The organism is Nitrospirillum karajorum (genome assembly GCF_036348415.1).
GTDB lineage: Bacteria > Pseudomonadota > Alphaproteobacteria > Azospirillales > Azospirillaceae > Nitrospirillum > Nitrospirillum amazonense_B.
The window spans coordinates 1269987-1296353 of the sequence record NZ_JAZBQB010000003.1 but is presented as its reverse complement, the minus strand read 5'-3'; the positions used below and the strand labels follow the sequence as shown (position 1 = coordinate 1296353).

Below are 26367 nucleotides of genomic sequence, written 5' to 3'. Positions count from 1 at the left end.
GCAAATCAGCCCAGCGCACCCTCGATGGCGGTGACCAGCGCCGGGTCCTGCGGTTCCACGTCCGGGGCGAAGCGGGCGATGACCTGGCCGTCGCGGCTGACCAGGAACTTCTCGAAGTTCCAGGCCACGTCGCTGTCGTTCTTGGGCCCGAGGCCATGCTGCGCCAGCTTGGCCAGCAACTGCCCGGCCTCTTTCGGCTGGGCCTTGGGTTGGGCCGCGATCAGGGCCTGGTACAGCGGGTGCCGCTCCTCCCCATTGGCATGGACCTTGGAAAACACCGGGAAGCGGACGCCGTAATTGCGCTCGCAAAAGGTCTGGATTTCCTCGGCGCTGCCCGGTTCCTGCCCCGCGAAGTCGTTGCACGGGAAGGCCAGGACCTGGAAGCCCTTGTCCTCGAACCGGTCGTACAGCGCGCTGAGGCCGGTATATTGCGGCGTCAATCCGCACTTGGACGCCACATTGACCACCAGCAGCGCCTGGCCGCGGTACTCCGCTAGGCTGGCGGGCGTGCCGTTCAGGCGGGTCAGCGGGATGTCATAGAGGCTCATGGCGTCGGGCTCCGGTATGGGGAAAGGAAAGGCAGGGTAAAATCAAATTATATTGTGCACAATGTAATTTGAGCGCGCGATCCCGGATGGGATTTGACCTTGGCCGCCTGGTGGTCGTATGCAGCGCACACCCCATCATCGACCCCGCTGGAAGGCCCATGCGCATCGTCACCTGGAACATCAATTCGGTGCGGCTGCGCCTGGATATGGTCTTGCGCCTGGTTGACGACTACGGCCCCGACGTCCTGTGCCTGCAGGAAACCAAGGTGGTGGATGACGCCTTTCCGCTCAAGGAACTGGCGGCGCGGGGCTATGTCCATGCCCATGTCCGGGGGATGAAAAGCTATAACGGCGTCGCCATCCTCTCGCGCCTGCCGCTGTCGGCCACGGGTGGCACGCTGTGGTGTGAGCGGCAGGACTGCCGCCATGTGCAGGCGGAGCTGCCGGGCGGCATCGAACTGCACAATTTCTACATCCCCGCCGGCGGCGACATTCCCGACCCCGACCTGAACGACAAGTTCCGGCACAAGCTGCGCTTCCTGGACGAACTGGCCGCCTGGGGCGAGGCGCTGGAAGACCGGCACAAGCCCCGCATCCTGGTGGGCGACCTCAACATCGCGCCGCTGGAAAACGACGTCTGGTCCCACCGCCAACTGTTGAACGTGATCTCCCACACCCCCATCGAGGTGGCGAAGATGGACGCCATGATGCGCGCCGGGGAGTGGGTGGACGCCGTGCGCCATTTCCTGCCGGCGACGGAGAAGCTCTACACTTGGTGGTCCTACCGCTCCGCCGACTGGGGCCTGTCCGACCGGGGCCGGCGCCTGGACCATATCTGGGTCACCCCGCCACTGGTGCCGCACCTGCAGGGCTACACCGTCCTGCGCGAGGCGCGCGGCTGGGGCCCCAAGCCCTCCGACCATGTGCCGATTATGATCGATTTGGATATCTGAAGCGGCGGCACGAGGCCGTCATAGGCCGCGACTGCGGCCGCCGGAGCTTTCCGGGGAACGTAGTGGCTGGAAAGCGAGGATAAGCCAAGCGGCCGGATGGCCGCGTCCGGCGCCTGAGGGAAAACTAAACCGTCACGTCCACCAACTGGCCACGCCAGGGGTGGGCGCTGCTGCGGGCGCGGACGGCGTTGGCGCCGGTGTCGGTCGCCTGGCCGGTGTCGGTGCCGCTGCGGTTGTCCTTGCTGCTTTCCGACCGGCCCGTGGGTTGGGCGGCTATGGTTGTCTGCGTCGCCACCGGCTTGGCGGTTGCCTGCGCGCCCGCGACCGCCGCCACGAACGACGGGTTCTGCGTCGGCGTCTGCTGCTGCGGCGTCAGTACCGGGGTCGGTACGGCCTGGGCGATGGTGGGCGGGACAAACATGCGAATGACTCAACGCTTCCCTTGGCGTTGAGTCAAGACACGCCAACGGCGTAAGTAAGCGGACAGTCATGCATGCAGATGCGCAGGGGCGACCATTTGCCGCCCCGGGAAATTATCTACAATTTTATTGAATCTGTCGACTTCGGCTCTTCTTCTGGCGCCTTTGCCCGTCCGTCCCTTTTCAGTCGATCCTCTCAGCCAAACGTGTAGTGCACCTCGACGATGCCGGGATCGTCGGGGTATTCGGTCTGCTTGAAGCCCAGGTCGCGGCACATCTGCAGCATGGTGACGTTCTCGCGCAGCACCTCACCGAACACCTCACGGATGCCGCGGGTGCGGGCATAGTCCAGGATGCGGGTCATCAGCAGATAGCCCAGGCCCTTGCCCTTCATGTCGCTGCGCACCAGCACGGCGTATTCCGCCTTGTCGTTGTCGGGGTCGGCGGTGATGCGCACGGTGCCGAAGATGGCCTCGTCCCCCGGGCGCAGGTTCGACCCCTCTGCCGGCGGTGGGGCGGGGTCGGCGGCGATGGCCACCAGCGCCATCTCACGGTCATAGTCGATCTGCGTCAGGCGGGCGGCCATGGTGCGCGACAGGCGGCGCATGGGCGCGAAAAAGCGCAGGCGGATGTCCTCGATGGCGGTGCGGGCGATCATGTCGTGGATCAGCGGCTCATCCTCCGGTCGGATGGGCCGGATCAGGAACTCCCGCCCGTCATGGATTTTGACGTGCTGCTCCAGCCGCTTCGGATAGGCCCGGATGGCCAGGCGCACCGCCCCCGGTTCCGGCGGCGTCGCCACGCGGATGCGGGCGTCCAGCGCCATGACGCCGTCGGCGCCGGCATACAGCGGGTTGATGTCCAGTTCCTGGATTTCCGGGAAGTCGATCACCAGTTGCGAGACCTTGTTCAAGGTCAGGGCGATGGCCGTCAGGTCGGCCGGCGGGCGGTGGCGATAGCCCTGTAACAGGCGGTGGACGCGGGTGCGGGCCATCAGGTCGCGCGCCAGGTTCATGTTCAGCGGCGGCAGGGCCAGCGCCTTGTCCCGCACCACCTCCACCTCCGTCCCGCCCTGGCCGAACAGCAGCACCGGGCCGAACAGCGGGTCGTCGGTCATGCCCACGATCAGTTCCACGGCACCCGGCATATGGGCCATCTGCTGCACGGTGAACCCGTCGATGCGGGCGTCGGGGGCGGCGGCGTGGACGCGGGCCAGCATGGCCTCCGCCTCCATCCGCACCTCATCCGGCGCCAGGTTCAGGGCCACGCCGCCCAGGTCCGACTTGTGGGTGATGTCCGGGGACACGATCTTGACGGCCAGCCGGCTGTTGCGGCCGGGCACGGCCAGCCTCTTGGCCGCCGCTTCCGCCTCCTCCGGCGTGGTGGCGGTCACCGTCTCCACCACCGGGATGCCGTAGGCGCGCAGCACCTGCTTGGCCTCGTATTCCGACAGCCAGGTCCGCCCCTCCGCCAGAGCCTGCTCGATGGGCATCCGCGCCGCCACGCCGTCATAGACGAACTGGTCGGGCACAGTGGACGGCACCTCCATCAGCTCATCCTGGTTCCGGCGATAGCGCACCAGGTGCATGAAGGCGCGCACCGCCTCGTCCGGGGTCTGGTAGCTGGGGATGCGATTGGCGGCGAACAGGCGCCGCGCCTCGACCGCCGCCCCCTCCCCCAGCCAATTGGCCAGCACGGGGAAGCGCTTGCCGCGCAGCGTCTCGATCACGGCGCGCGCCGCCTCGCCGCTGTCGGCCACGGCGGTGGGGCAGTTCATCACCAGGACGGCGTCGCAGCCCTTCTCCTCCAGCAGGATCGAGAGGGCGTCGGCATAACGCTTGCCGGTGGCGTCGCCCAGGATGTCGATGGGGTCGCCGTGGCTCCACGTCGGGGGCAGCAGGCTGTCCAGCCGGGCGATGGCCTCCGGCGACAGCTGGGCCAGGCGGCCGCCCTGCTCGATCAGGCTGTCGGTGGCGATCACGCCCATACCGCCGCCGTTGGTCAGGATGGCCAGGCGGTCGCCCTTGATCTGCACCCCGGTGGCCAATGTCTCCACCGCGTCGAACAGCTCGCCCAGCTCCCCCACCCGCAGCATGCCGGCGCGGCGGAAGGCGGCATCATAGATGGCGTCCGCCGCCGCCAGCGACCCGGTGTGCGAGCTGGCGGCGCGCGCCGCCTCGTCCGAGCGGCCTGCCTTGATGACGATGACCGGCTTGGCCCGGGCGGCGGCGCGGGCGGCCGACATGAACTTGCGGGCGTGGGCGATGGCCTCGACATGCAGCAGGATGGCGCGGGTGTGCCCATCCTGGGCCATGAAGTCCAGCAGGTCGCCGAAATCCACGTCAGCCATGCCACCCAGCGACACCAGGTGGGAAAAGCCGATGCCGCGGGGGGTCGCCCAATCGACGATGGAGGTGACGACGGCGGCACTCTGCGCCAGCAGGGCGATGTCGCCCTTCAGCGGCGGCACATGCACCAAGCTGGCGTTCAGGCCGTTGCCCGGCGCCATGACACCCAGGCAGTTCGGGCCCAGCACGCGCAGCAGGTGGGGCTTGGCGGCGTCCAGAACCTGTTGTTGCAGCGCCTTGCCCACGTCGCCCAGTTCGGCGAAGCCGGCGGTGATGATCACGGCCGCCTTGGTGCCGCGCTCCCCCAGCTGGCGGATCAGGTCAGGCACCGTGGCGGGCGGCGTGCAGATGACCGCCAAGTCCGGCACCACGGGCAGCGAGGCCACGTCCGGGTAGGTCAGCACCCCTTCGATGGAGCGCTCTTCCGCGTTCACCGGCATGATGGGCCCATCGAAGCCGCCACCGAACAGATTGCGGGCGACGACCGCGCCCACCGTCTGGGGGCGTCGGCTGGCGCCGATGAGGGCGATGGACGACGGCTTGAACAGGTGGTGCAGGTTGCGGATGGTCATGCGGCCTTCCCTCTGTCCTCAGCCATCATTGGGCGTGGGCCCGACCATAGCAGCCTCGCGCGGCAGGGCCATGACATGTCTCAAGGTTTCAGGAAGCCTAGCCCCATTGGCCGGCCCGACCAAGGGCGCCGGGGTCAGCGCCATGAAAAAGGGGCGGCACCCTGCGGCACCGCCCCCTTCCTACCTTAGCGCAGAGCCAGGCTTACTTCTGGGCGTTGTAGCGCGCCATGGCGTCGCTGATCATCTTGGCCGCCTCGTCGGCGTCGCCCCAGCGGACGATGCGCACCCACTTGCCCTTTTCCAGGTCCTTGTAGTGCTCGAAGAAGTGGGCGATCTGCTCCACCAGGATCTCCGGCAGGTCCTTGTAGCTGCTGACGTTGGTGTAGAAGCTGTGCAGCTTGTCCACCGGCACGGCCAGGATCTTCTCATCCATGCCGGCCTCGTCCTCCATCAGCAGCACGCCGATGGGGCGCGAGCGCAGCACAACGCCCGGGACCACGGGGGTGTTGCTGACCACCAGCACGTCGGCCGGGTCGCCGTCGCCCGACAGGGTGTGCGGCACGAAGCCGTAGTTGGCCGGGTAGTACATGGCCGTGTGCAGGAAGCGGTCGACGTAGATGGCGCCCGAGTCCTTGTCCACCTCGTACTTCACCGGCTGACCACCCTGCGGGATCTCGATGACGACGTTGATGTCCCACGGGGCGTTCTTGCCGACCGGGATCTTGCTCATGTCCATGGAAGTTGCCTTTGCGTCACGACAAACGGTTGAACCGTGATGATGGGATCGGGCCCCGGTGGGGGCCCGGCGCGGCGCAGTCTATGCGAGTGCACCTGCGAAAAAAAGCCGGGACAAGGTATAGCGGCGCAACCGCCATACCCTTTCCCGCCGGGATGGTCAGACGCCCGCCACCAGTTGACGCAGGTCGGCCTGCGAGCGCGCGCCGTAATGGCTGATGATCTCGGCGGCGCACAGGGCGCCCATGCGGCCACAGGCCGCCATGTCCCGCCCCCGGGTGTAGCCGTAGAGGAAGCCCGAGGCGAACAGGTCGCCGGCGCCGGTGGTGTCCACCACCTTGGCCACCGGGGCGGCCGGCACGGTGACGATCTCCTCCGGCGTGACGATGACGGCGCCCTTTTCGCTGCGGGTCAGGGCGGCCACGGCCACCTGCCCGCGCACCGCCTGCACCGCCTGGTCGAAGTCGGTGCCATAGAGGGCGGTGATCTCCGCCTCGTTGGCGAACAGCACGTCGACATGCCCGGCCACCAGATCGCGGAAGCTGTCCAGGTGGCGGTTCACGCAGAAGGCGTCCGACAGGGACAGCGAGACCTTGCGGCCGGCGCCGTGGGCGGCCGACGCCGCCTTCAGGAAAGCCTCCTTCGCCGCCGGCGGGTCCCAGAGATAGCCTTCCATGTAGGTGACCTGGGCCGAGGCGATCAGCGCCGGGTCGATGTCCTCCGGGGTCAGGCGGACGGCGGCGCCCAGGTAGGTGTTCATGGTGCGCGCCGCATCCGGCGTCACCAGGATCAGGCAGCGGCCGGTGGGCGTGCCGTCCGTCAGGTCGGTGGTGACGAAGCGCGAGCCCACGGCCTCGATGTCATGGCGGTAGACGCGGCCCAGCTGGTCGTTGGCCACCTTGCCGATGAAGGCGCCCTTGCCGCCCAGCATGGCGATGCCGGCCATGGTGTTGCCGGCGGAGCCGCCCGACATTTCCATGCCCGGCCCCATCTTGGCGTACAGCGCCTCGGCCTCGGCCGTGTCGATCAGGCGCATGCTGTTCTTGTCCAGGCTGTTTTCGCCCAGGAACGCATCCGTCGTCTGCGTGATCACGTCGACGATCGCGTTGCCGATCCCCACCACATGCAATTCAGCCGTCACTTAAAATCCTCCGGATCGGCAAGAAACTTGGCGCGCAGTATAGAGAAGGGGCGGCTTGCGGCAAGCGCGGGGGCATATTACCTAGGATGTTGATGATCCGCGCCCTCTTCCGCACCCTGGCCCAGGCCCTCGATCCCGCCCTGCTGCGGGTGATGGTCCGTTCCTTCGTCCTGACGCTGCTGTCGTTCGTGGCGCTGGGCGTCCTGGTCTCTTTCGGGCTGGACCGCCTGCATCCCACCGGCAATCCCTGGCTGGACCCGCTGGTCACGGTGGCGGGTGCCCTGGGCGTCGTGGCGCTGGCCTGGTACTTCTTCCTGGTTGTGGTGGCGGCCGTCGCGGGCATGCTGGTCGAGCCGGTGGCCCGGGCTGTAGAACGCCGGTGGTACCCCCAATTGCCGCCCCCCGCGACGCCAGCCTGTGGGAGGAGACGGCCATCGCGCTGCGCTTCACCGCCCTTCTCATCGTCGTCAACGTGGCCGTGCTGCCGCTGTGGCTTTTGCCGCCGGTGGGTGCCGTTGCCTATCCGCTGGCCAACGGTTTCCTGCTGGGACGGCAGTATTTCGACCAAGTGGCGGTGCGGCGCATGCCGCCGGATCAGGCCCGTCTACTCCGTCTGCGCTATAAGGGACGGATTTTTTGCGCGGGCCTCATTATTGCCTTTATTTCCTTGCTGCCTGTTGTGAATCTGTTCGCGCCGGTTCTGGCGACGGCCTTCATGCTCCACCTCTTCGGCGGCTTTACGCCGGCGGGCGGAACGCGGGGTCCGCAGCCGGGCGCATCCCGGGCGAACTCATAAAAAAACGATCTTGAACGACCGACCTGCCTCTGATCGGGGCCATGTTGGCCGCGCGACACGAAGATTTGGGGACAACGCCAATGTTCCGACGTAACCGACCGAACCTGGGCCCCGTTGGCGGCGACCCGGCCAAGCCGGCCGACCTTCGCACGCCCGTTCCGGTGGCTGAGCCCACGCCCCCGGCCTCCCCGGCCGCGGAACCCGTTACCGAACCGGAGCCCTCGACCTTGGCCGCGGCCAACCGGGGGCCCTTAGACAAGGGGATCAACATGCAGTTCAAGACGCCGACGCCCGGCCCCGCCCCGACACCGGGCCAGCCCTCGCTTGGCCTCGGCGGCGGCGCCACGCCGGTGCCGCCGACGCCCGCGACCCCGGCGCCGGCGGGTGCCGCCACCGGTGGTTTTCGTAGTGACATTCCGCGCCGCGTCGTGGAAATTCCGGGCACGCCGCCCCGGCGTGTCGCGCCCACCGGTACTGAAGGAAACGCACCCTTGCCTACCAATGACATGCGCAAACTGATCGTCGGCCGTGAAATTTCCCTGTCGGGTGAAATCGCCGCCTGCGACATCCTGGTGGTGGAAGGCACGGTTGAGGCCAAGTTGCGCGAGGGCCGGGCCATCGAGGTGACCGACAGCGGCCTGTTCAAGGGCTCCGTCGAGATCGATGAGGCCGATATCGGCGGTCGTTTCGAAGGCGATATTTCCGTGCGCGGCACCCTGCGCGTCCGCTCCACCGGCCGTATCCAGGGCAACATCCGCTACGGCGTGCTGGAGGTGGAGCAGGGCGGTCTGCTGGTCGGCACCATCGAGACGCTGACGGGCGAATCCCGGGCCCGCCCGGTGAAGGAAGTGGAGGCCGTCGTCGCCCCTGGCGCCGACACCTGATCTCCTCCCCCTTGTGGGGATTGATGATGGGCCGGCCCAGGCATGGGCTGGCCCATTTCATTTCTGTAACGGTTTCAGCCCCGGCATCGTTTCAGGCCGTCAGGACCGTCTTGGCCTCATAGGCGCACAGGTCGATGACGCCGCACACGGCGCAGTCCGGTTTGCGCGCCTTGCAGACATAGCGTCCGTGCAGGATCAGCCAGTGGTGGGCGTGCAGGCGGTAGGCCTTGGGCACCACCTTCACCAGTTTCTCCTCCACCGCCTCCACCGTTTTGCCCGGGGCCAGGCCGGTGCGGTTGGACACGCGGAAGATATGGGTGTCCACGGCGATGGTCGGCTCCCCGAAGGCCACGTTCAGCACCACGTTGGCCGTCTTGCGGCCCACGCCCGGCAGTTCCTCGAGATCCTCGCGCTTGCGCGGCACCTGGCCGCCATGCTTCTCCAGCAGGATTTCCGACAGGCGGATGACGTTGGCGGCCTTGGTCTTGTAGAGCCCGATGGTCTTCACATGGTCCCGCACTGTCGCCTCCCCCAGCGCCACCATGGCCGCCGGGTTGTCGGCGATCTGGAATAGCGCCTTGGTCGCCTTGTTCACGCCGACGTCCGTCGCCTGGGCCGACAGCACCACCGCCACCAGCAGGGTGTAGGGGTTGACGTACTCCAGCTCCGTCTTGGGCTCCGGGTCCCGCTCGGCCAGCCGGCGGAAGAATTCTTCGATGGTCGCGCGTTTCATGTTCGGGGCCTCAAACGCCGGCGGGGCATCCGCCCCTTGGCTTCCTCAGTTTCCAGTCCGCTGACGCTCCCCGGAAACTTCCGGCGGCCGCCGTCGCGGCCTGGGGTAAAAAAGGAGATGCGCTGGTTTGCCCGATGCAGCGGGCCGGCAAATCTAGGGGCGGAGCGGGGGGCGGATCAAGCGGTGTCCCCGGGATGCCATTCCCATCCGGGCGTGCCGTGAAAGGCGTCGGCCAGGAAGTCGACCAGGGCGCGGACCTTGGCGCTGACATGGCGGCGGCTGGGATAGACGGCCAGGATGTCGATATCGGGGATGCGGTGGTTGGGCAGCACCGGCACCAGGCGGCCGGCGCGCAAATCGTCGCCGATCAGGAAGGTGGGCTGCCAGATGATGCCCTGCCCGGCCAGGGCGGCCGCGCGGGCGGTGTCGCCGTTGTTGGTCACCAGGCGGATGGGGATGCGCACCGTCACCGGTTCGCCCTCCGGGTCCAGCAGCACCCAATCCTCCGGCACGCCGGTGTAGCTGTAGGCGATGCGGGCATGGTTGGCCAGGCACTCCGGCGTTTCGGGAACGCCCTGGCGCGCCAGATAGTCGGGCGACGCGCACAGCACGTTGCGTGAGGTCGCCAGCTTGCGGGCGGCATAGGTGGGCGACCCGCCGCGTGAGATGCGGATGCCCAGGTCGAACCCCTCCTCCACCATGTCCACCACCCGGTCGGTCAGGGCGATGTCCAGCAGCACGTCGGGATATAACGCCATGAAGCGGGGCCATAGCGGCGCCAGGTGCCGCACGCCGAAGCTCAGCGGCGCGTTCACCCGCAGCCGTCCCCTGGGCTTCAGCGTCGTGGCGGACGCCAGCGCCTCCGCCTCCGCCACCTCCTCCAGGATGGTCTGGGCGCGCTCGTACAGCGCCTCCCCCGCCTCGGTCAGCGACAGCCGGCGCGAGGTGCGGTTCAGCAGCCGGCTGCCCAGATGGCCCTCCAGCTCGTTGACATAGCGGGTGACGTTGGCGGGGGAGGTGTTCAGGGCATCCGCCGCCTTGGCGAAGCCGCCCCTGGCCACCACCGTGGCGAACACCTCGAACGCGCGCAGCCTGTCCATAGGGCCCATCGGCTCATTATTCAGGAAAAGTGAATTATAAACTCACTTCCACCCCATCGATGCAAGGGCCGCTGAAGGGTAATTCTTGGTTCGTCAGCGGCGCGGTGGTCGCGCCGACCCCAGCATCGGAGAGTGAAAAATGGCTCGTTTGCAGAACAAGGTCGCCCTCATCACCGGCGCCAGCTCAGGCATCGGTCGCGCCACCGCCAAGCTGTTCGCGACGGAAGGCGCCAAGGTCGTCGTCGGCGCCCGCCGCCAGGCGGAACTGGACAGCCTGGTGGCGGAGATCACCGCCGCCGGCGGCCAGGCCGTGGCGCTGGCCGGCGACGTCCAGCATGAGGATTATAACCAGGCCCTGGTGGCGCTGGCGGTGGAGCGCTTCGGCCGCCTGGACATCGCCTTCAACAACGCCGGCACCCTGGGTGAGGCCGGGCCCAGCACGGAGGTGAGCGAGGCCGGCTGGACCAACACCCTGGCCGTCAATCTCACCGGCCCCTTCCTGGGCGCCAAGCACCAGATCGGCCAGATGGTGAAGAACGGCGGCGGTTCCGTCATCTTCACCTCCACCTTCGTCGGTTACACCTTTTCCTTCCCCGGTTTGGCCGCCTATTCCGCCAGCAAGTCCGGCCTGATCGGCCTGACCCAGGCGCTGGCCGCCGAGTTCGGCCCCCAGGGCGTGCGGGTCAACGCCGTGCTGCCGGGGGCCGTGGAGACCGAGATGTACCACGCCGCCAACGACACGGCCGAAAAGCGCGACTGGCTGAACAACGCCCACGCCCTGCGCCGCGCCGGCCAGCCGGCGGAACTGGCCCGCGCCGTCCTCTACCTGGCGTCGGACGACTCGTCCTTCGTAACCGGTACGGCCCAGCTGGTGGACGGTGGCATTTCGATCACACGAAACTGAGGGCACGCGAATCTGGGGACCCCAGCGCCGGGGGCATGGCCCGCGCTTCAGCCCTGACAGGGGGCGGCCTTTACCGGGTAGGTGGGCCGCCCTACTGTTTTGTCCATGATCCATGACGAAACCACCCTGAGGCAGACCTGGCTCAGCGTCATCCTGCGGCCCCACCGCAGCCTGTCGCCGACGGGGTTCCGCATCCTCATGGGCGCTGTGGCGGCGGTCAGTTTCGGCGTGGGCCTGGTCTTCTTCCTGCGCGGCGCCTGGCCCGTCATCGGCTTCTGCGGCCTGGACGTGCTGGTCATCTACCTGGCCTTCCGCGCCAGCTACCGCTCCGCCCGGCTGTATGAGCGGGTGGAGCTGACCGACCAGGCCCTGACGGTGGAACGGGTGGAGCCCCGCCGCCCCAGCCGCAGCTGGTCCTTCGTTCCCTACTGGCTGCGCGTGCACATGGACGATCCCGCCCGGCACGACAGCCAGGTGGTGCTGACCAGCCACGGCAAGCGCCTGGTGGTGGGCAGCTTCCTGCCCATGGAGGAACGGGTGCGGGTGGCCAGCACCCTCAGTGACGCGCTCGCCCGGCACAGGAACAGCGGCTTTTAACCGCCCTCCGCCAGCAACCCTTCCAGCCAGCGCAGGGCGGGGGAGCGTTCGCCCAGACGCTCGCGTTCGGTGCGGGCGATGGCGGCGAACAGGCGGCGCTTCAGGCCGGCCCCGTCAACCCCCGGCGGGTGGCCCGCCGCGTCCAGCACCAGATCCACCAGCCGATCGGCAGCGTGCAGGCGGCCCATCAGATAGTCGCTTTCCCGGTGGGCGCGGCTGAAGAAGGCGCCGAAATGGTTGATCTCCCGCCCCTTCAGGGGGATGGCGCCGCCCATCGCCTGGCAGAACCGGGCGTCGTCCGGGCTGATGCGGTCCACCCGCACCTCCTCCAGATCGTCCAGTTCGCGCCAGCCGCTGATGGAAAAGGTCAGCACGTCCCAGAAGGCGAAGCCGACATAGGCCACGAACAATTCCCGCCGCGCCGCCAGGCCCAGCATGTTCAGGCCCATCAGCGCGAAAATCTCGTCCACCTGCTGGTTGATGGCGTTCAGGTCGATGCGCCGGGCCAGGTCCCACATCACGCGGTCCACCGCCGCCAGGTCGGGCGCACGGCCCATGGCCAGCGGCTCGACGAAGGGCACGGCCAGGGCCTCGCGCTCGTCGGCGCTGAGGAAGGCGCCAGACTCATAGACGCGCAGACGCTCCAGGCAGTCATAGAGGTTGGCCTTGATGTCATCCAGGTCGCGGGCGGTGACGTCGGTGAACCCGTCCTCGTCCAAGCGGGCGTACAGCTCGTTCAGGGCGCGGATGACGAAGCGCAGGCGCCGGCCGCGGAAGCCCACGTCGAAGGCCAGCAGGAAGCGAACCCAGGGCGGGGCTTCGGCCGCGGCCGTGTCGCCGGTCCCCCCTTCCTTCCCCCGCTCCAGACCCCAGGTGGTCACCTGGTCGGGCGTGATGCCGGTGGTCTGCGCCCAGGCGTGCAGGGCGTCCGTCGCCTGGCGTGCCGCCGCCGTGCCCGGCTGATAGCCGCAGCCCACCGCCACCAGCCGGCCCAGGGCGTCCAGGACGGAGGTCAGCTTCAGCCGCACATAGGCCTCATAGGCGAAACCCGCCTCCTTGGCGGCGCGGCCGTTGGCGATCTCCCGCCAATCGTGGATTTGGGCGTAGGTCAGTTCCGCCGGCGTCTCGCCCCCCACCACCTCATGCACCAGCTGGGTGATGCCGGGCCGCGCCGCCTCGATGACGGAGCGCAGTTGGCGCATGCGGGCGTTGTTGCGGTCGATGGACACCAGCTCGTCGCGTACCGGCTCATTGCGCGGAATGTCGGACAGCGCCCCCTTCAGCGTGCGGAAGAAGCCGGGCGTTTCCGCCCGGGCCACCCGCTTCAGGTGGGCCGGGTCGGGATCGATGTAGATCAGCCGCCGGTCGACCTCGCGGTAGGCCGGGCGGCCGGAAATGGCGCGCAGGGCTTCGGCGAAGGGCTTGTTGTTCAGCACACTGCCGTCGATGAAGCTGATGCGCCCCGGGTCCACGCCGGCGGCGGTGTAGCGGCGGAAGTTGCGCTTCAGGAAACGGTCCCGGTCCGGCCAATCCTGCCCCCGGCGCGCCAGCAGCCCGTCCAGCGCCCGTAGATGGGCGGGCGGGAAGGCGCCAGGGAAGGAGGAGGTGGCGCGCGCGGCGAACACCAGGCCGGGGATGGCGCCCTCGCCGAAATCCGTGTCCACCCGGCCGCCGGGCCAGCGGCGGTAATGGAACTTCAGGACGTGGCGATGCTCCCGCTCCTCCACCGCCGGCGGGTCATGGGCGGGGATGCGCTGCAGGAAGCCGTGGAAGTCGGTGACGGTGACGAACAGCGACAGCGACTGTCCCGCCGGCAGCAGCGAGGCATAGGGGCTGACCGGCTGGCCCATGGCGCAGGCCGCGTCCAGCAGCATCTCCATCAGGCGCATGCCGTCGAAGGGCGGCTTGAACCAGCGGGAGCGCACGAACATCGACAGCTTCCAGCGCATCTCGTCGTCCGGCGCCAGGCGCATCAGCCGCCCCAGGCCATAGGCCAGGAAGGGCTTCAGGAACCATTTGCTCCATTTCGTCGCCCGACCGTCCTCCACCATCAGCTTGGTGACGTCCGCCTCCTCCAGCCACAGCGCGGTCAGGGCGTCCAGGTCCAGGTCGTGGGCCAGGGCGCGGGCCAGCAGCACGCCGTTGATGCCGCCGGCGGACGATCCGGCGATGACGTCGATGACGATGCGCAGGTCGATGTGGGCGCCCACCTCCTGCAACAGGGCGACGTAGACCTCCTCCGTGTCCGGGGTCTGGTTGGCGCCCAGGGCGCTGCCGCTGCTGTAGCCGATGCGGCGGGCCAGATCGTCCTGCAGCGCCTGGTAACCGCCCTGGGCGCGCAGCCGGGGATCATGGGTGCCGTGGAACACCCGTGACGCGCGGGCCAGCTTCAGCAGTTCCTTGGTGACGCCATGCATGTAGACGGCCAGCGACACCCCGCCGTAGCAGACGAGGGCCATGCGCAGTTCTTTTTCCTTCACGGCATGGCATCCGAGGCGTGGTTACTCCCGCCCCGACTGTCGCCCTCCGCCCTCGGCCGGTCAATTAAGTTAAGTTTTTGGCCTGTGCGGGCGGCTCAGAGCTTAAAGACCCAGCACGTCGCGCATGCTGTAAAGGCCGGGCCCTCTGGCGCCGGCCCAGATCGCGGCGCGCACCGCACCCCGGGCGAAGATGGCGCGGCTGCCGGCCTTGTGGGTCAGCTCGATGCGTTCACCCTCGGCCGCGAAGATGACGGTGTGGTCGCCCACCACATCACCGCCGCGCAGGGTGGCGAAGCCGATGTGCCCGATCTCCCGCGCGCCGGTGTGGCCGTCGCGCACCCGGTCGGACACGGTGTCCAGGTCCACGCCCCGGCCGGCGGCGGCGGCGCGGCCCAGGCCCAGCGCGGTGCCCGACGGCGCGTCCACCTTGTGGCGGTGGTGCATCTCCACGATTTCGATGTCCCAGACGTCGGGGCCCAGCGTGCGGGCCACGTCCTGCACCAGGGCTAGCAGCAGGTTCACCCCCAGGCTCATGTTGGGCGCTTGCACCACCGCCGCCTGCCCCGACGCCGCGTCGATGGCGGCCTGCTGCTCGGGGCTGAGGCCGGTGGTGCCCACCACCAGGGCGGTGCCGTGCCGCGCGGCCAGGCCCGCATGGACGGCGGTGCCGGCGGGGGTGGTGAAGTCGATGACCGCGTCGCTGGCGGCGAACAGGGCGTCCGTGTCGCTGGTGGAAACCAGGCCGGTGGGCTCCAGCCCGGCCAGCGTGCCCAGGTCCCGGCCCAGGTCCGGGTTGCCGGGACGCATGGTGCCGCCCGCCAGTGTGGCGCCGGGGGTGCCCAGCACCTCCCGCATCAGCATGCGGCCCATCCGGCCGCCGCAGCCCACGATCCCGATCCGCATGACCCTATCCCCACCGGTGAAGCTCTCGTGGGGGCGGTCTTATCACAGCTTACCCGCCGAGACAGCCGGCCAGGGCATGGGCGTTGGCGCGCATCAGCGTGGCGTAGAGGTCGGGGCCGGGGGTTAGCAGCGCACCCTCGGGGTCCAGAACGCCGCGCTTGGCCTGGGTTCCGTCCACCAGGGTGGCGATCAGCGCGGTGTCGAACTGTGGTTCGGCGAAGACGCAGGCGGCGCCGGACGATTGGATGCGGGCGCGCAGCTGGCTCAGGCGCGCGGCGCCGGGCCGCACCTCCGGGTTCAGGGTGATGGCGCCCACCCCGTCCAGGCGATAGCGCGCCTCCAGGTAATGGAAGGCGTCATGGAAGACGACGAAGGGCTTGCCGCTGACGGGGGCCAGGATGGCGCCGACCTCCTGATCCAGCGCGTCCAGGTCCCGCAGCAGCTTGGCCAGGTTGTCGCGGTAGCGGGCGGCGTCGGCGGGGTCCTGCTGGATCAGCGCGTCGGCCATGGCGCGGGCCATGGCCTTGGCGTTGGCCGGGTCCAGCCAGGCATGGCCGTCGATCTGGGTGTCGGCCGCACCCCCCGCCACGGCCGCCACCACATGGCCATGGTCGTCGCCGTCCGCCCAGGCACCGGCGGACCGCAGGGCCAGGGGGCGCAGTCCCGGCGCCTCGATCAAGGTGACGATGTGCGCGCCGCGCGCCAGGTTGGCCAGCGGCTTCACCAGGAACGGCTCCAGGGTTGGGCCCATCCAGAACACGATGTCGGCCCGGGACAAGGCCGCGGCGTCCGACGGCTTCAGGCTGAAGCTGTGCGGGCTGGCGGTACCGTCCACCAGCAATTTGGGCGTGTCACCCCCGGGGCCGACCCCCTGCATCAGGGCCGCCGCCAGGGAATGCACCGGCTTGACGCTGGCGACCACCTGGGGGGCATGAGAAGCCGCCCCCTGCTGGGTTTGGGCGTGCGACGGGGTGGCGACCGCCAGCCACAGCAGGGCGACCAGGGGCAGGATGCGGGTAGAAACCATGGGAATCCCAACCGATGTAAGGGCGCCGGGGCGGTTGTGGCCGGCAAGTGATGTTATACTATAACATTTGTCAAGTCGGTTCGGATGCCGTAAAGCCGGGGGGCACGCATACCCGCGCCGCAGGCTCGTCTCCCCCGCCGAGCCGCAGGCTCGCCCCGCCAACAGGTCCCTCACATGTTGCCAGCCGAACCGCTTATCAAGACCGCCGGGCTGACCGTGCAGTTCGGCCGGCGCACGGTGCTGCAGTCGGTGGACCTCACCGTCGCGGCGGGTGAGGTCGTGACCCTGGTGGGGCCCAATGGCGCGGGCAAGTCCACCCTGCTGCGCGCCGTGCTGGGTCTGCAGCGGCCCAGCGGCGGCACGGTATGGCGCAAGCCCGGCTTGCGCATCGGCTATATGCCGCAGCGCCTGGCCGTGGATGCCACCCTGCCCCTGACCGTGCGCCGGCTGCTTTCCCTTTGGGGGCCGGTGACAGAAGCGGCCGTGGTGGAAACCCTGGGCGAGGTGGGGGCCGCCGGCCTGGCCGGCAGTGCCGTCCAATCCCTGTCGGGCGGTGAACTGCAACGGGTGATGCTGGCGCGCGCCCTGCTGCGCCGCCCGGATCTGCTGGTGCTGGACGAGCCGGCGCAGGCGGTGGACGTCGCGGGCCAGGCCACGCTGTACGCCCTGATCAACGCCATCCGCCGCCGTCACGGCTGCGGCGTGCTGATGGTCAGCCATGATCTCAACCACGCCCTGTCCGGCACCGATCGCCTGGTTTGCCTGAACGGCCATGTCTGCTGCGCCGGCCGGCCCGAGGATGTCCGCCGCCATCCCGATTTCCAGGCCCTGTTCGGCATCACGGCCGACGCCTGGGACCCGCTGGCCGTTCCGACCTGGCTGTCCTCGGCCGGGCCGCACAGCCATGGTGCCGCCCCGCCGGGGTGCCAGCACAGCCACGACCAGACGCCCCCAGGCCCCGGCGCCACCAAGGACCACCCCTCTCATGGATGATTTCCTGTTGCGCGCGCTGGCCGGCGGTGTGGGCGTCGCCCTGGTGGCCGGCCCCCTGGGCTGCTTCGTCGTCTGGCGGCGCATGGCTTATTTCGGTGACACCCTGTCGCATGCCGCCCTGCTGGGCATCGCGCTGGGGTTCGTGGCCGGCATCAACCTGATGCTGGCGGTGGCGCTGGTCGGCCTGGCGCTGGCCGGCGTCCTGGTCCTGATGCAGCGCCAGCGCAAGCTGGCCACCGACACGCTGCTGGGCCTGCTCAGCCATACCACCCTCAGCCTGGGCCTGATCGCCGTCGCCCTGCTGCAGACGGTGCGGGTGGACCTCATGTCCTATCTGTTCGGCGACATCCTGGCCGTCGGCGGCGGGGATCTGGCCTGGATCTGGGGGGGCGGCGCCGTGGTGCTGGCCCTGCTGGCCTGGCTGTGGCGGCCCCTGCTGGCCATGACGGTGAGCGAGGATCTGGCGCGGGTGGAAGGGGTGCCCGTCCTGGCCACCCAACTGGGGTTCATGATGCTGATGGCCGCCACCATCGCGCTGGCCATGAAGGTGGTGGGCGTGCTGCTGATCACGGCGCTGCTGATCATCCCCGCCGCCTGCGCCCGCCGATTCGCCCGCACGCCGGAAGTCATGGCCGCCCTGGCTGCGATGATCGGCGCGCTCTCGGTCTGCGGGGGCCTGGGCGCGTCCTTCCGGGCGGATTTGCCGGCGGGGCCGGCGGTGGTGGTTGCTGCGGCCGCGTTATTCGTGCTGTCCCAGCTTTTTCCCCGGCGCACGCTTCGCTGACCCGGGCCGCCGAGCGACCGCAGGTGGAGTCGCGTTCGCACCTGCACGCCATTTTAACCAATTTTTAAGGATAATTTCGCTACCGCCGCCGCGTCATCTCGGTCACAATCTGATTAACAGCACGTGAACCGGCACCCACCTGAGGTGGGGCAGACATGACGATGGAGCATGGTTTGGATCGGTTCTCCCTCGCCGGCATGAAGGCCGGCAACGCGCCGGCGCCTGCTGGCTCATTGGGTCCGGGTGTCATCCCGGCAGAGCTGCGCCGTGATACCGACCGCTCGGCCGCCGCCCGCGTGGCGCGCTTGGCCTGGTTCGAACTGGCCGCCGCCGCCACCCGACGATCCCTGGCCCAGGACCTGGCTGACGCTCCGGATTCGGCCGGGGACGCCACGATCGTTCGCTGATCTTCTTTTTGCCCCGGCCTGCGCCGCCGCCCCTGTCCGTCAGGAACCGGGGTTCGGTGCCGGGGTCGCGGGTGCTGTGAAGCTGGTCGGGGCGGGGTCCACGACGGTGACGCCGGTCCGCGTGACCTCCAGCACCGACAGCCCCCGCTCCACCTGGCCGGTCGGCAGCAGGCGGAACACGCCGTCGATGCCGGCGAAACCATTGGGGTCCGTCAGGTTTTCCCGCACATAGGCCTTGTGGGCCTTGGCCAGCACCGCGGCCAGCGCGGTCGCGTCATAGGCCAAGGTGGCCAGCCGCGGCGGCCGTTGCCCGTACACGTCGTTGAAGCGCTTCTCAAAGCCCTGCCGCGCGTCCGGCGCCGCGCTGGCGTACCAGCCCCCGACCAGCGACGGCTCGCGGCCGATGCCCGGCTCGTCCCATTGGCCCGTGCCCAGGAAGCGGACGGGGCCGGGATCGATGTTGAAGAACGGCAGCAGGGGCGCCACCTCCTTCAGCCGCTGTCCGCCCTCGGCGATCAGGATGGCCTGGAAGGGCAGGTCGTCCACGGCGGGCGCGGCCTTTCCGTCCTTGCTGGCGGCCGCGTCGCGCGCCGCCGCCATCTGGGCGTGGCGCTGTTCGAAGTTGGACAGGCGCTTGATGGTTTCGCTGACGTCCTTCTGCGTGGGTTGATAGCGCGCGGCGGTGGTCACGTCGGCGCCGGCCTTGGACGCGGCCTCGCGCATGGCCTGTTCCACCATGTCGCCGTTGCCACCCACCGGGGCCAGCAGGGCCAGGCGCGTCAGGCCATGGGACGCAGCGTAGCTGACCACGCGGGCCACCTGGTCTTGTGGCTGGAAGCCCAGCACCCAGGTGCCGCCGGCGGGGGCGTGGGTGTCCGCCACCGTGGCATCGTTGGAAAAGCTCAATACCGGCACCGTGCCGGCCACCGGGGTCACCGCCTTGGCGTCCACGCCGTAGACGGGTCCGATCAGCAGGGTGGCCCCGGCGGCCAATGCCTCCTGCGCCGCGGCCACCGACCCCTCCGGCGTGCTGCGGGTATCGCGGATCAGCAGTTGGAAATGAGGGTCGGCGGTGTCGAACAGCGCCATCTGCGCCGCCTGCTGCATGGCTTCGCCCAGGCTGGCCGCCTTGCCCGTCAGGGGCAGCAGCAGCGCCACGCGCACCGTTTCATCCGCCGGCACCGTAAGCGCGGGGGTGGGGGCGGGTGGGGGCGCCTCGGGCGCGGCCTCAACGGTCTTGGGTGTCGGCGACTGGGGGGCGGCCTGCCGCGGCGCTTGCGCCTGCGGCGGCGGGGCCGTTACCGTGGGCTGGCTGGCGCAGGCGGCCAACAGGGTCAGCGCCAACAGCCCGGCAGCGGTTTTGCCTACCCTGGCTTTGCCAGACATACCGGCATACATCATCGCGAACCCACCCTTTGGACCATCTGTCGATCCCATGAAACCGCAGCATCCGCCAGTCGACGATGTCGACGCCGGCGACGCCCTTGAAGACGATACTGAAGACGCGCAGGACGACACCCTGGAGGGGGACGCCGCGCTGGACGGGGCAGAGCCTAGCGGCAGCGCCCCGTTCCGTAAACCGCCGCCTGGCCTGCACGTCGTCGCCACCCCTATCGGCAACGCCGGCGACATCACCCTGCGCGCGCTGGAAACGCTGAAGGGGGTGGACGCCATCGCCTGCGAGGACACCCGCGTGACGGCCAAGCTGATGGCCCGCTACCAGGTGCGCAAGCCCCTGCTGCCCTATCACGAGCACAACGCCGCCCGCATGCGGCCGCAGCTGCTGACCCGCATGGCGGCGGGCGAGGCCATCGCCCTGGTGTCCGACGCCGGCACGCCCCTGATCTCCGACCCGGGATACAAGCTGGTGCGCGAGGCGCGCGACCAGGGCCTGCACGTCACCCATCTGCCGGGCGCCAGCGCCACCCTGACGGCCCTGGTCCTGGCCGGCCTGCCGTCCGATCGCTTCCTGTTCGCCGGCTTCCTGCCCAACAAGACCGGCGCCCGCCGCGCGGCGCTGGAGGAATTGGCGCCGGTGCGCGCCACGCTGGTGCTGTTCGAGTCGGCCCAGCGCTTGGCCGATCTGCTGGCCGACGCCGCCCAGGTGCTGGGCGGGCGCGAGGTGGCGGTGGCGCGGGAGCTGACCAAGCTGTTCGAGGAGGTGCGGCGCGGCACCTTGGCCAACCTCGCCGCCCATTATGCCGAGAACGGCCCGCCCAAGGGCGAGGTCGTGGTGGTCATCGGCCCGCCCGTCGCGTCGGGGGAGGAGCCCTTGGACATCGACGCGCTGCTGCGCGCGGCCCTGCGCACCCTCAGCGTCCGTGACGCCGCCGCCACAGTGGCGGAGGCCAGCGGTGCCCCGCGCAAGCAGGTCTACCAACGGGCGCTTGAGATTTCGAAAGATGACGCGGGCTGAGCGGCTGGCGAGAAAGACGCTCAAGGGCCGCTCCGGCGAGCGCCTGGGCCGCTGGGCGGAGGCCTGGTGCCGCCTGGCGCTGCGGCTGAAGGGCTACCGCGTGCTGGCCAGCCGATGCCGCACCCCGGCGGGGGAGATCGACATCGTGGCCCAGCGCGGTGACCTGCTGGCCATCGTCGAGGTCAAGGCGCGCGCCAGCGAGGACCTGGGGCACGGTGCCGTCAGCCTTCAGCAATGGCGGCGGCTGGAGCGGGCCGCCGGCCTGTACATCGCCGCCCGTCCCCGGCTGGCGCGGCACGCCATCCGTTTCGACCTGATGATCGTGCGGCCCCGGCGCTGGCCGTTGCACCGGCCGGATGCATGGCGGGCATCCTGATGGGCAAACCCCGTAAGCATCTCATAAGCATTCATTAAGGGTTCCGGCGGCTTTGGTGGTCGACACCCGCCCCGGCGATGCGCTATGTCCCGGAAACCCGATGCCGGAGGGAGCGCCCAGTCCGTGACCAGCCAGCTGTCCCCAAATCGCGGCCGTGCCGGCAAGGGCCAGGCGCAAGCCCGCGCGCTGCTGCGCGCCGTGGGCCAGATGCGCGACGAGGACATCGACCTGGCCGAAACCGCCCTGGCGCTGGCCGCCCTGTCGGGGGGCGAGGGCGGGTTGACCCCCTATCGCCGCCATCTTTCCACCCTGTCCGCCGCCGTGGGCGCGCAAGTGGGTGCGCAACTGGCCGGCCGCCCGCGGGAGGCGCTGACCCTCAACCAATGCCTGGACGCGCTGCGGGCCGCCCTGGTGGACCGCATGGGGTACGAGGGCGACAGCGCCACGTACGAGGATCCGCAGAACGCCAACCTGGCCCGGGTCATCGACCGGCGGCGGGGCCTGCCGGTGGCGCTGGGCATCCTCTACATCCACGCCGCCCGCGCCCAGGGCTGGACCATGGTGGGGCTGAATTTCCCCGGCCATTTCCTCATCCGCCTGGAACAGGGGGGCGAGCGGGCCATCATCGATCCCTTCGGCGGCGGGCGGGTCCTGAGCGTGGTCGACCTGCGCGACCTGATCAAGCAGACCTCCGGCACGGCGGCGGAGCTGGAGCCCGACCACTACGCCCCCGTGGGCAACCGCGACATCCTCTTGCGCCTGCATAACAATGTGAAGCTGCTGCACATGCGTGGCGAGCGGCCCGACCTCGCGGCCGAGGCGGTCGAGGCCATGCTGCTGATGGCGCCGGGCCAGGTGCCGCTGTGGCGTGAATCCGGCCTGTTGCAGGCGCAGCTCGGCCACATCGCCGCCGCCATCGCCGCGTTCGAGACCTTCCTGGAACTGGGGGCCCGCGCCGGCACCTCGGCCCAACTGCTGGACCAGGCGGCCACCCTGGTGCAGCATCTGCGGAACCGCCTGAATTGATCTGATGTAAATTCCCCTGTGATCGGCGCCGCAGCCGGGCCGGTCCATGGGGGGCCACAGTCCAAACCGTCACATGCCAAAGCACCGCCGGACGCCGGGGTGGGGGAGATTGAGGATGAGCCTGTCCGTTGCCATTCAGATGGACCCGATGCATTCCATCAACATCGACACCGACAGCACCTTCATGATGGCGCTGGAGGCGCAGCGGCGGGGTCACACCCTGTATCACTATCTGCCCCAGGACCTGGCCTTCCGCCACAGCCGCCTGGTGGCCACGGCCCGGCCGCTGCAGGTCCGGCGCGAGCGCGGCAACCACCACACCTTCGGCCCGGCGGAGACGCTGGACCTGGCCAGCGTCGACATCGTGCTGATGCGCCAGGACCCGCCCTTCGACATGGCCTACATCACGGCCACGCACCTGCTGGAACACGTCCATCCCAGGACGCTGGTGGTGAACGACCCGGCCTCCGTCCGCAACGCGCCGGAAAAGCTGTTCGTCACCCACTTCCCCGACCTGATGCCGCCCACGCTGATCACCAGCGCCAAGGATGAGGTTCTGGCCTTCCGCCGGGAATATAAGGACATCATCGTGAAGCCGCTGTTCGGCAACGGCGGATCGGGCGTCTTCCATGTGAAGCCGGATGACGAGAACCTGGGCGCCCTGCTGGAGACCTTCACCCAGCTGTATCGGGAGCCCATCATCGTGCAGAAGTACCTGCCGGAAATCCGCCAGGGCGATAAGCGCATCCTGCTGGTGGATGGCGAGCCGGTGGGCGCTGTCAGCCGTCTGCCCCAGGAAGGCGAGGCCCGCGCCAACTTCCATGCGGGCGGTAGTGCTGCCAAGACCGATCTGACCCAGCGTGAGCGCGAGATCTGCGCGGCCATTGGCGGGGTGTTGCGCGACAAGGGCCTGGTGTTCGTGGGCATCGACGTCATTGGCGACTACCTGACCGAGATCAACGTCACCAGCCCGACCGGCATCCAGGAAATCAACCGCCTGAACGGCAGCGCCATCGAGTCGACGCTGTGGGATGCCATCGAGCGGCGGTACGCCGCGTCACGGTGATGCCATCGAGCGGCGGTACGCCGCGTCGCGGTAAAGTCAGCGGGCGAGAAGGGGGCTTGGTGGGATTGGTGCGACATTTCCGCCGCACCAGTTCCCCGCCGGAACCCCAGCGGCAGCCTACTGCGAAAGCGTGAGGCGGAGACCGTTGAAATCAGGTCACACCGTGTACTTATTATCACCCTGTCCGAACGATTTGGCGGGCTTTCCCGGATGCGGGGGGCCAGGGGCCATGATACGCTTCGTGATATTTGCATGAACCAGAGGGCGCCCGTGGCTTGGGAGTGGCGTCCGATCGATGAGGCGGTCGATGGCTGGCGCGGACGATCACGGCGAGGAGGACGGCCCCAAGCGGGGGTCCAGGGCATCCGGCAGCCCGTCACCCAGCGGCCCGGCACCCGATGGCACGCCGGCGGGTGGCCCGGCGGGGGGTACCGTGGTCAATGCCGAGCGCATGCGCCTGCAGGGCGACCGCATCCGTGAAATCGAACGTCTGATGTGGGGCGCCCGCGCCTTCGCCGGAGGCGGCGACTCGGAAACCCAGGCGGACTGACCCGGCCCTTCCCCTTGTTGGCCGTATAGTTATGGGCCCTCGCCCCGGCGCCATCGGATCAGCCTGCGCTTATCCCGCCGCCGGCCAGGCAGGCACGCCAGGACGGCGCGACGCTGGTCCGCCGTCATGCCGCCCCACAGCGTGATCTCTTCCAGCGTGCGCTGACACCCCGCGCACAGGCCCGTGCGGCCGTCGATACGGCAGACACGGGTGCAGGGGCTGGCCACATAGTCATTGGGGTCCGAGGCTCCGGTCCCGGTGGCGGCTGTGTCGGCCATGGACGCTTCAGGAATATCAGTCACGGCAGTGTCGATCAGGGGGTCGATCAGGGGGTCGATCAGGGGGATGATCACCGGCATTCAGGTATAGCGGCATGGGGCTACCCTTGTCGCCCGTCTCCTTGTCACCCTGCATCGCCCTCCGGCTTGGCCCCCCAATTGGGCCCCTTTGTCAGCGGCACGTTAACGCGCTGCTGTTTCTTTGGGGTTGGGAATGGGGTTATCCTGGGGGTCTGCACGGCCGCAGGGGGCCCCAATCAAGGGGAAGCGGAAAGGGTAGTACCAGGATGTCAGTGTTGGAGACCGCGCGGCGCCGCCGCCCGGCCGTCTTTTTTTTGACTCGCGGTCCGATTCTGGCCGCGCTGTCCGGTATTGTATTGACCGTCCTTGCCGCCTTTTATGTGCATTCCATGCTGTCCGGCGTCGCTCAGGCCCGGCTGGCCGATGAAGCGGACGCCCGCAGCCGTCACGTGCAGCAGCGTCTGGATCGTATCACCGCCACCCTGGGCGCCGAGGGGAATTTCCTGACCGCCAACCCGGCCCCCGCAGAGTTCGATCGGCAGGTCGCGCTGTTGATCGACCTGCGGCCTGAAATCAGGTCGGTATCCTGGGTGGGGCCGGGCGGTCGCGCCCAGCGCACCGGCCCCGCGGGGGCGGAGATCGATCCCGCTGATCTGGCCGACCTGATCACGGCGATTCCGGCGGGCGGGCCCGCGCCGGGCACCGCGATGCCCGCGGGCGATGGTGCCGTGACGGTGCGCCTGGGCGGTGACGGGGCCAGTCTGCTGCTGGCGCACGCCACCGCCGCTGGGGCAGCCCTGGTCGCCCGTATCGACCTGCGCGACCTGCTGACCTTGCGCATGGACGGGCAGGCCGATCCCGCGCTTTGGACGCGGCTCAGCCTGCGGTCGCGGGCGGGCGAGGCGGCCTTCGTCCAGACGGGGCATGCCGCCACCGCCACCGCTGAGTTCAGCCGCGCCCTGTCCATCGGCGACGGCGTCTGGTGGCTGGACATGACCGGCGACCTGCAGGCCGGGCTGGCCCGGCAGGCGTGGGAAGTGGAGGCAGTGCTGATGTTCGGCGCCGCGCTGACCCTGGGCGTCAGCCTCGTGCTGATGGTCAGCCGCCGCCGCGCCCACGACCGCATCATCCTGATGGACAGCCTGGAACAGGCCAACGCCGTCCTGCATGCCAGCGAGCGCAAATACCGCGACATCTATGAGAACGCGGTGGAGGGCATGTTCACCATCACCGTCGGCGGCGCCTTCCTGTCCGCCAATCCGGCGCTGGTGCGCATGCTCGGCTACGCGTCGGAGGAGGATCTGGCGAACTCGATGACGGATGCCTGGGCTCAACTATTCATCGATACCCGGGCCCGGGTGGATTTCCCCGGGACGTGGTGGAGCGGGGCGCCATCCAGGACTTTGCCGCTGAAATCCGGCGCAAGGACGGCAGCGCCCTCTGGGCCTCCCTGTCCGCCCGGGTGTTGCTGGACGGCGTTGGCCGGGCCTACGCCATCCAGGGCACCGCCGACGACATCACCGACCGGCGGCGGGCGGAGGTGGCGCTGCGCCTGGCCAAGGAGCAGTCGGAGTTCGCCAGCCGGTCCAAGACCGAATTCCTGGCCAATATGAGCCATGAGCTGCGCACGCCCCTGAACGCCATCATCGGCTTTTCCGAAATCATCGGCAGCCAGTCCCTGGGGCCCATCGGCAACCCCGCCTATGCCGAATACGCCCGGGATATCCATGACAGCGGCCGCATGCTGCTGGATCTCATCAACGACATCCTGGACCTGTCGAAGATCGAGGCCGGCAAGCGTGAGCTGAACGAGCATATGGTCGACCTGCCGCGGGTCTTCGCCTCCTGCCTGCGTGTGGTGAAGGAACGGGCCATCCGGGGCGGCATCAACCTTCAGACCGAGTACGCGGACTTCCTGCCCCGTCTGCGGGCGGATGAGGTGGCGCTGAAACAGCTCCTGTCCAACCTGCTGGCCAATGCCGTGAAGTTCACGTTGAAGGGCGGCACCGTCACCCTGGGCGCCATGGTCGATGGCCAGGGGCGCCTGGTCATCACCGTGGCCGATACCGGCATCGGCATGCGGGCGGAGGATATCGGCCGGGCGTTGGAACCCTTCCGCCAGATCGAAAACCCCCTTACCCGCACCACCGGCGGGGCGGGGCTTGGGCTGCCCCTGGTACGCGCCCTGGTGGAACTGCACGACGGCCGGCTGGAGATCGAGAGCGAGCCCGGCATGGGCACCACCGCCCGCGTTATCATGCCTGCCGACCGGGTGTGGCCGGACATGGGCCTGGTCGGGGCGACCTGAGC

At 69.1% G+C, this 26367-nt stretch carries 26 protein-coding genes and 2 pseudogenes; 16 read left to right on the top strand and 12 right to left on the bottom strand.

Features of this window, described 5'->3' with window-relative positions:
- Positions 1-5 precede the first annotated feature (5 nt).
- Positions 6-548 carry a glutathione peroxidase gene (locus tag UCD39_RS19685; protein WP_330497518.1) on the bottom strand — a complete coding sequence of 181 codons (543 nt, stop codon included), beginning with the start codon at positions 546-548 and terminating at the stop codon, positions 6-8.
- Positions 549-706: 158 nt separating this feature from the next.
- Between UCD39_RS19685 and xth the strand changes: the two genes are divergently transcribed.
- A complete protein-coding gene (gene xth, locus UCD39_RS19680) occupies positions 707-1501 on the top strand; it encodes an exodeoxyribonuclease III (protein ID WP_330497517.1) in 795 nt (264 codons plus the stop codon).
- Between the two features lie 124 nt (positions 1502-1625).
- Here the strand turns inward: xth and UCD39_RS19675 are convergent, their stop codons facing one another.
- The 4 genes from UCD39_RS19675 to UCD39_RS19660 form a co-directional block, all read right to left on the bottom strand.
- Complete coding sequence (locus tag UCD39_RS19675; protein ID WP_330497516.1) at positions 1626-1922, bottom strand: hypothetical protein; 297 nt, start codon at positions 1920-1922, stop codon at positions 1626-1628.
- Positions 1923-2116: 194 nt separating this feature from the next.
- Positions 2117-4840 (bottom strand): bifunctional acetate--CoA ligase family protein/GNAT family N-acetyltransferase, encoded by a 2724-nt coding sequence (locus tag UCD39_RS19670; RefSeq protein WP_330497515.1) that lies wholly within the window; start codon positions 4838-4840, stop codon positions 2117-2119.
- A 202-nt stretch (positions 4841-5042) separates the two neighbouring features.
- Entirely contained in the window at positions 5043-5576 is a 534-nt protein-coding gene (ppa, locus tag UCD39_RS19665; protein WP_330497514.1) for an inorganic diphosphatase, read from the bottom strand.
- Between the two features lie 159 nt (positions 5577-5735).
- Positions 5736-6716, bottom strand: coding sequence for an adenosine kinase (locus UCD39_RS19660; RefSeq protein ID WP_330497513.1), 981 nt, complete (start codon positions 6714-6716; stop codon positions 5736-5738).
- Between the two features lie 86 nt (positions 6717-6802).
- On the opposite strand from UCD39_RS19660, the pseudogene UCD39_RS28575 reads away from it, so the two are divergent.
- From UCD39_RS28575 to UCD39_RS19650, 3 genes and pseudogenes are all read left to right on the top strand, one after another.
- A pseudogene (locus UCD39_RS28575) lies at positions 6803-7039 on the top strand (EI24 domain-containing protein); the annotation flags it as partial.
- 56 nt (positions 7040-7095) lie between these two features.
- Entirely contained in the window at positions 7096-7512 is a 417-nt protein-coding gene (locus UCD39_RS19655) for an EI24 domain-containing protein (protein ID WP_330497512.1), read from the top strand.
- 269 nt (positions 7513-7781) lie between these two features.
- A complete protein-coding gene (locus UCD39_RS19650) occupies positions 7782-8396 on the top strand; it encodes a bactofilin family protein (RefSeq protein ID WP_330497511.1) in 615 nt (204 codons plus the stop codon).
- A 91-nt stretch (positions 8397-8487) separates the two neighbouring features.
- On the opposite strand, the gene nth is transcribed toward UCD39_RS19650, so the two are convergent.
- Positions 8488-9129 (bottom strand): endonuclease III, encoded by a 642-nt coding sequence (gene nth, locus UCD39_RS19645; protein ID WP_322482378.1) that lies wholly within the window; start codon positions 9127-9129, stop codon positions 8488-8490.
- Between the two features lie 176 nt (positions 9130-9305).
- Positions 9306-10229 carry a LysR family transcriptional regulator gene (locus UCD39_RS19640; protein ID WP_330497510.1) on the bottom strand — a complete coding sequence of 308 codons (924 nt, stop codon included), beginning with the start codon at positions 10227-10229 and terminating at the stop codon, positions 9306-9308.
- Positions 10230-10368: 139 nt separating this feature from the next.
- Between UCD39_RS19640 and UCD39_RS19635 the strand changes: the two genes are divergently transcribed.
- Entirely contained in the window at positions 10369-11133 is a 765-nt protein-coding gene (locus UCD39_RS19635) for an SDR family oxidoreductase (protein ID WP_330497509.1), read from the top strand.
- A gap of 105 nt (positions 11134-11238) precedes the next feature.
- Positions 11239-11730, top strand: a complete 492-nt coding sequence (locus UCD39_RS19630) for a DUF2244 domain-containing protein (protein WP_330497508.1) — start codon at positions 11239-11241, stop codon at positions 11728-11730.
- Here UCD39_RS19630 and UCD39_RS19625 read toward each other — a convergent pair.
- The 3 genes from UCD39_RS19625 to UCD39_RS19615 form a co-directional block, all read right to left on the bottom strand.
- Positions 11727-14210: a patatin-like protein gene (locus UCD39_RS19625; RefSeq protein WP_330497507.1), complete on the bottom strand. Its 2484-nt coding sequence runs from the start codon at positions 14208-14210 to the stop codon at positions 11727-11729. The two genes, UCD39_RS19630 and UCD39_RS19625, sit on opposite strands and share 4 nt — an antisense overlap.
- Before the next feature lie 102 nt (positions 14211-14312).
- Positions 14313-15113: a 4-hydroxy-tetrahydrodipicolinate reductase gene (gene dapB / locus UCD39_RS19620; protein ID WP_330497506.1), complete on the bottom strand. Its 801-nt coding sequence runs from the start codon at positions 15111-15113 to the stop codon at positions 14313-14315.
- 49 nt (positions 15114-15162) lie between these two features.
- The gene (locus tag UCD39_RS19615; RefSeq protein ID WP_330497505.1) at positions 15163-16140 is read right to left on the bottom strand and encodes a zinc ABC transporter substrate-binding protein; all 978 of its coding nucleotides are present in this window, start codon (positions 16138-16140) and stop codon (positions 15163-15165) included.
- Between the two features lie 174 nt (positions 16141-16314).
- On the opposite strand from UCD39_RS19615, the gene UCD39_RS19610 reads away from it, so the two are divergent.
- The 3 genes from UCD39_RS19610 to UCD39_RS19600 all read left to right on the top strand — a co-directional run bounded on the left by UCD39_RS19610 (position 16315) and on the right by UCD39_RS19600 (position 18324).
- On the top strand, positions 16315-17133 hold the full coding sequence (locus UCD39_RS19610; RefSeq protein WP_330497504.1) for a metal ABC transporter ATP-binding protein: 819 nt from the start codon (positions 16315-16317) through the stop codon (positions 17131-17133).
- The gene (gene znuB, locus UCD39_RS19605; protein WP_330497503.1) at positions 17126-17917 is read left to right on the top strand and encodes a zinc ABC transporter permease subunit ZnuB; all 792 of its coding nucleotides are present in this window, start codon (positions 17126-17128) and stop codon (positions 17915-17917) included. The genes UCD39_RS19610 and znuB overlap by 8 nt, the downstream gene beginning before the upstream one ends.
- Before the next feature lie 155 nt (positions 17918-18072).
- Complete coding sequence (locus UCD39_RS19600) at positions 18073-18324, top strand: hypothetical protein (protein WP_330497502.1); 252 nt, start codon at positions 18073-18075, stop codon at positions 18322-18324.
- A gap of 39 nt (positions 18325-18363) precedes the next feature.
- Here the strand turns inward: UCD39_RS19600 and UCD39_RS19595 are convergent, their stop codons facing one another.
- Positions 18364-19710, bottom strand: a complete 1347-nt coding sequence (locus UCD39_RS19595) for a penicillin-binding protein activator (RefSeq protein WP_330497501.1) — start codon at positions 19708-19710, stop codon at positions 18364-18366.
- A gap of 49 nt (positions 19711-19759) precedes the next feature.
- On the opposite strand from UCD39_RS19595, the gene rsmI reads away from it, so the two are divergent.
- The 5 genes from rsmI to UCD39_RS19570 all read left to right on the top strand — a co-directional run bounded on the left by rsmI (position 19760) and on the right by UCD39_RS19570 (position 23758).
- Positions 19760-20740 carry a 16S rRNA (cytidine(1402)-2'-O)-methyltransferase gene (rsmI, locus tag UCD39_RS19590; RefSeq protein WP_330497500.1) on the top strand — a complete coding sequence of 327 codons (981 nt, stop codon included), beginning with the start codon at positions 19760-19762 and terminating at the stop codon, positions 20738-20740.
- Positions 20727-21116 carry a YraN family protein gene (locus UCD39_RS19585; protein WP_330497499.1) on the top strand — a complete coding sequence of 130 codons (390 nt, stop codon included), beginning with the start codon at positions 20727-20729 and terminating at the stop codon, positions 21114-21116. Before rsmI ends, UCD39_RS19585 begins: the two co-directional genes overlap by 14 nt.
- 123 nt (positions 21117-21239) lie before the next feature.
- Complete coding sequence (locus tag UCD39_RS19580; protein WP_330497498.1) at positions 21240-22142, top strand: SirB1 family protein; 903 nt, start codon at positions 21240-21242, stop codon at positions 22140-22142.
- Positions 22143-22257: 115 nt separating this feature from the next.
- On the top strand, positions 22258-23208 hold the full coding sequence (gene gshB, locus UCD39_RS19575; protein WP_330497497.1) for a glutathione synthase: 951 nt from the start codon (positions 22258-22260) through the stop codon (positions 23206-23208).
- Between the two features lie 307 nt (positions 23209-23515).
- The gene (locus UCD39_RS19570) at positions 23516-23758 is read left to right on the top strand and encodes a hypothetical protein (protein ID WP_330497496.1); all 243 of its coding nucleotides are present in this window, start codon (positions 23516-23518) and stop codon (positions 23756-23758) included.
- A 29-nt stretch (positions 23759-23787) separates the two neighbouring features.
- Here UCD39_RS19570 and UCD39_RS19565 read toward each other — a convergent pair whose 3' ends face one another.
- Complete coding sequence (locus tag UCD39_RS19565; RefSeq protein ID WP_330497495.1) at positions 23788-24117, bottom strand: DUF1289 domain-containing protein; 330 nt, start codon at positions 24115-24117, stop codon at positions 23788-23790.
- Positions 24118-24131: 14 nt separating this feature from the next.
- Between UCD39_RS19565 and UCD39_RS19560 the strand changes: the two are divergent.
- Together UCD39_RS19560 and UCD39_RS19555 are read left to right on the top strand one after the other, a co-directional pair.
- A pseudogene (locus UCD39_RS19560) lies at positions 24132-25379 on the top strand (PAS domain S-box protein); the annotation flags it as partial.
- 53 nt (positions 25380-25432) lie between these two features.
- Positions 25433-26365: a sensor histidine kinase gene (locus tag UCD39_RS19555; protein ID WP_330497494.1), complete on the top strand. Its 933-nt coding sequence runs from the start codon at positions 25433-25435 to the stop codon at positions 26363-26365.
- Positions 26366-26367: the final 2 nt, after the last annotated feature.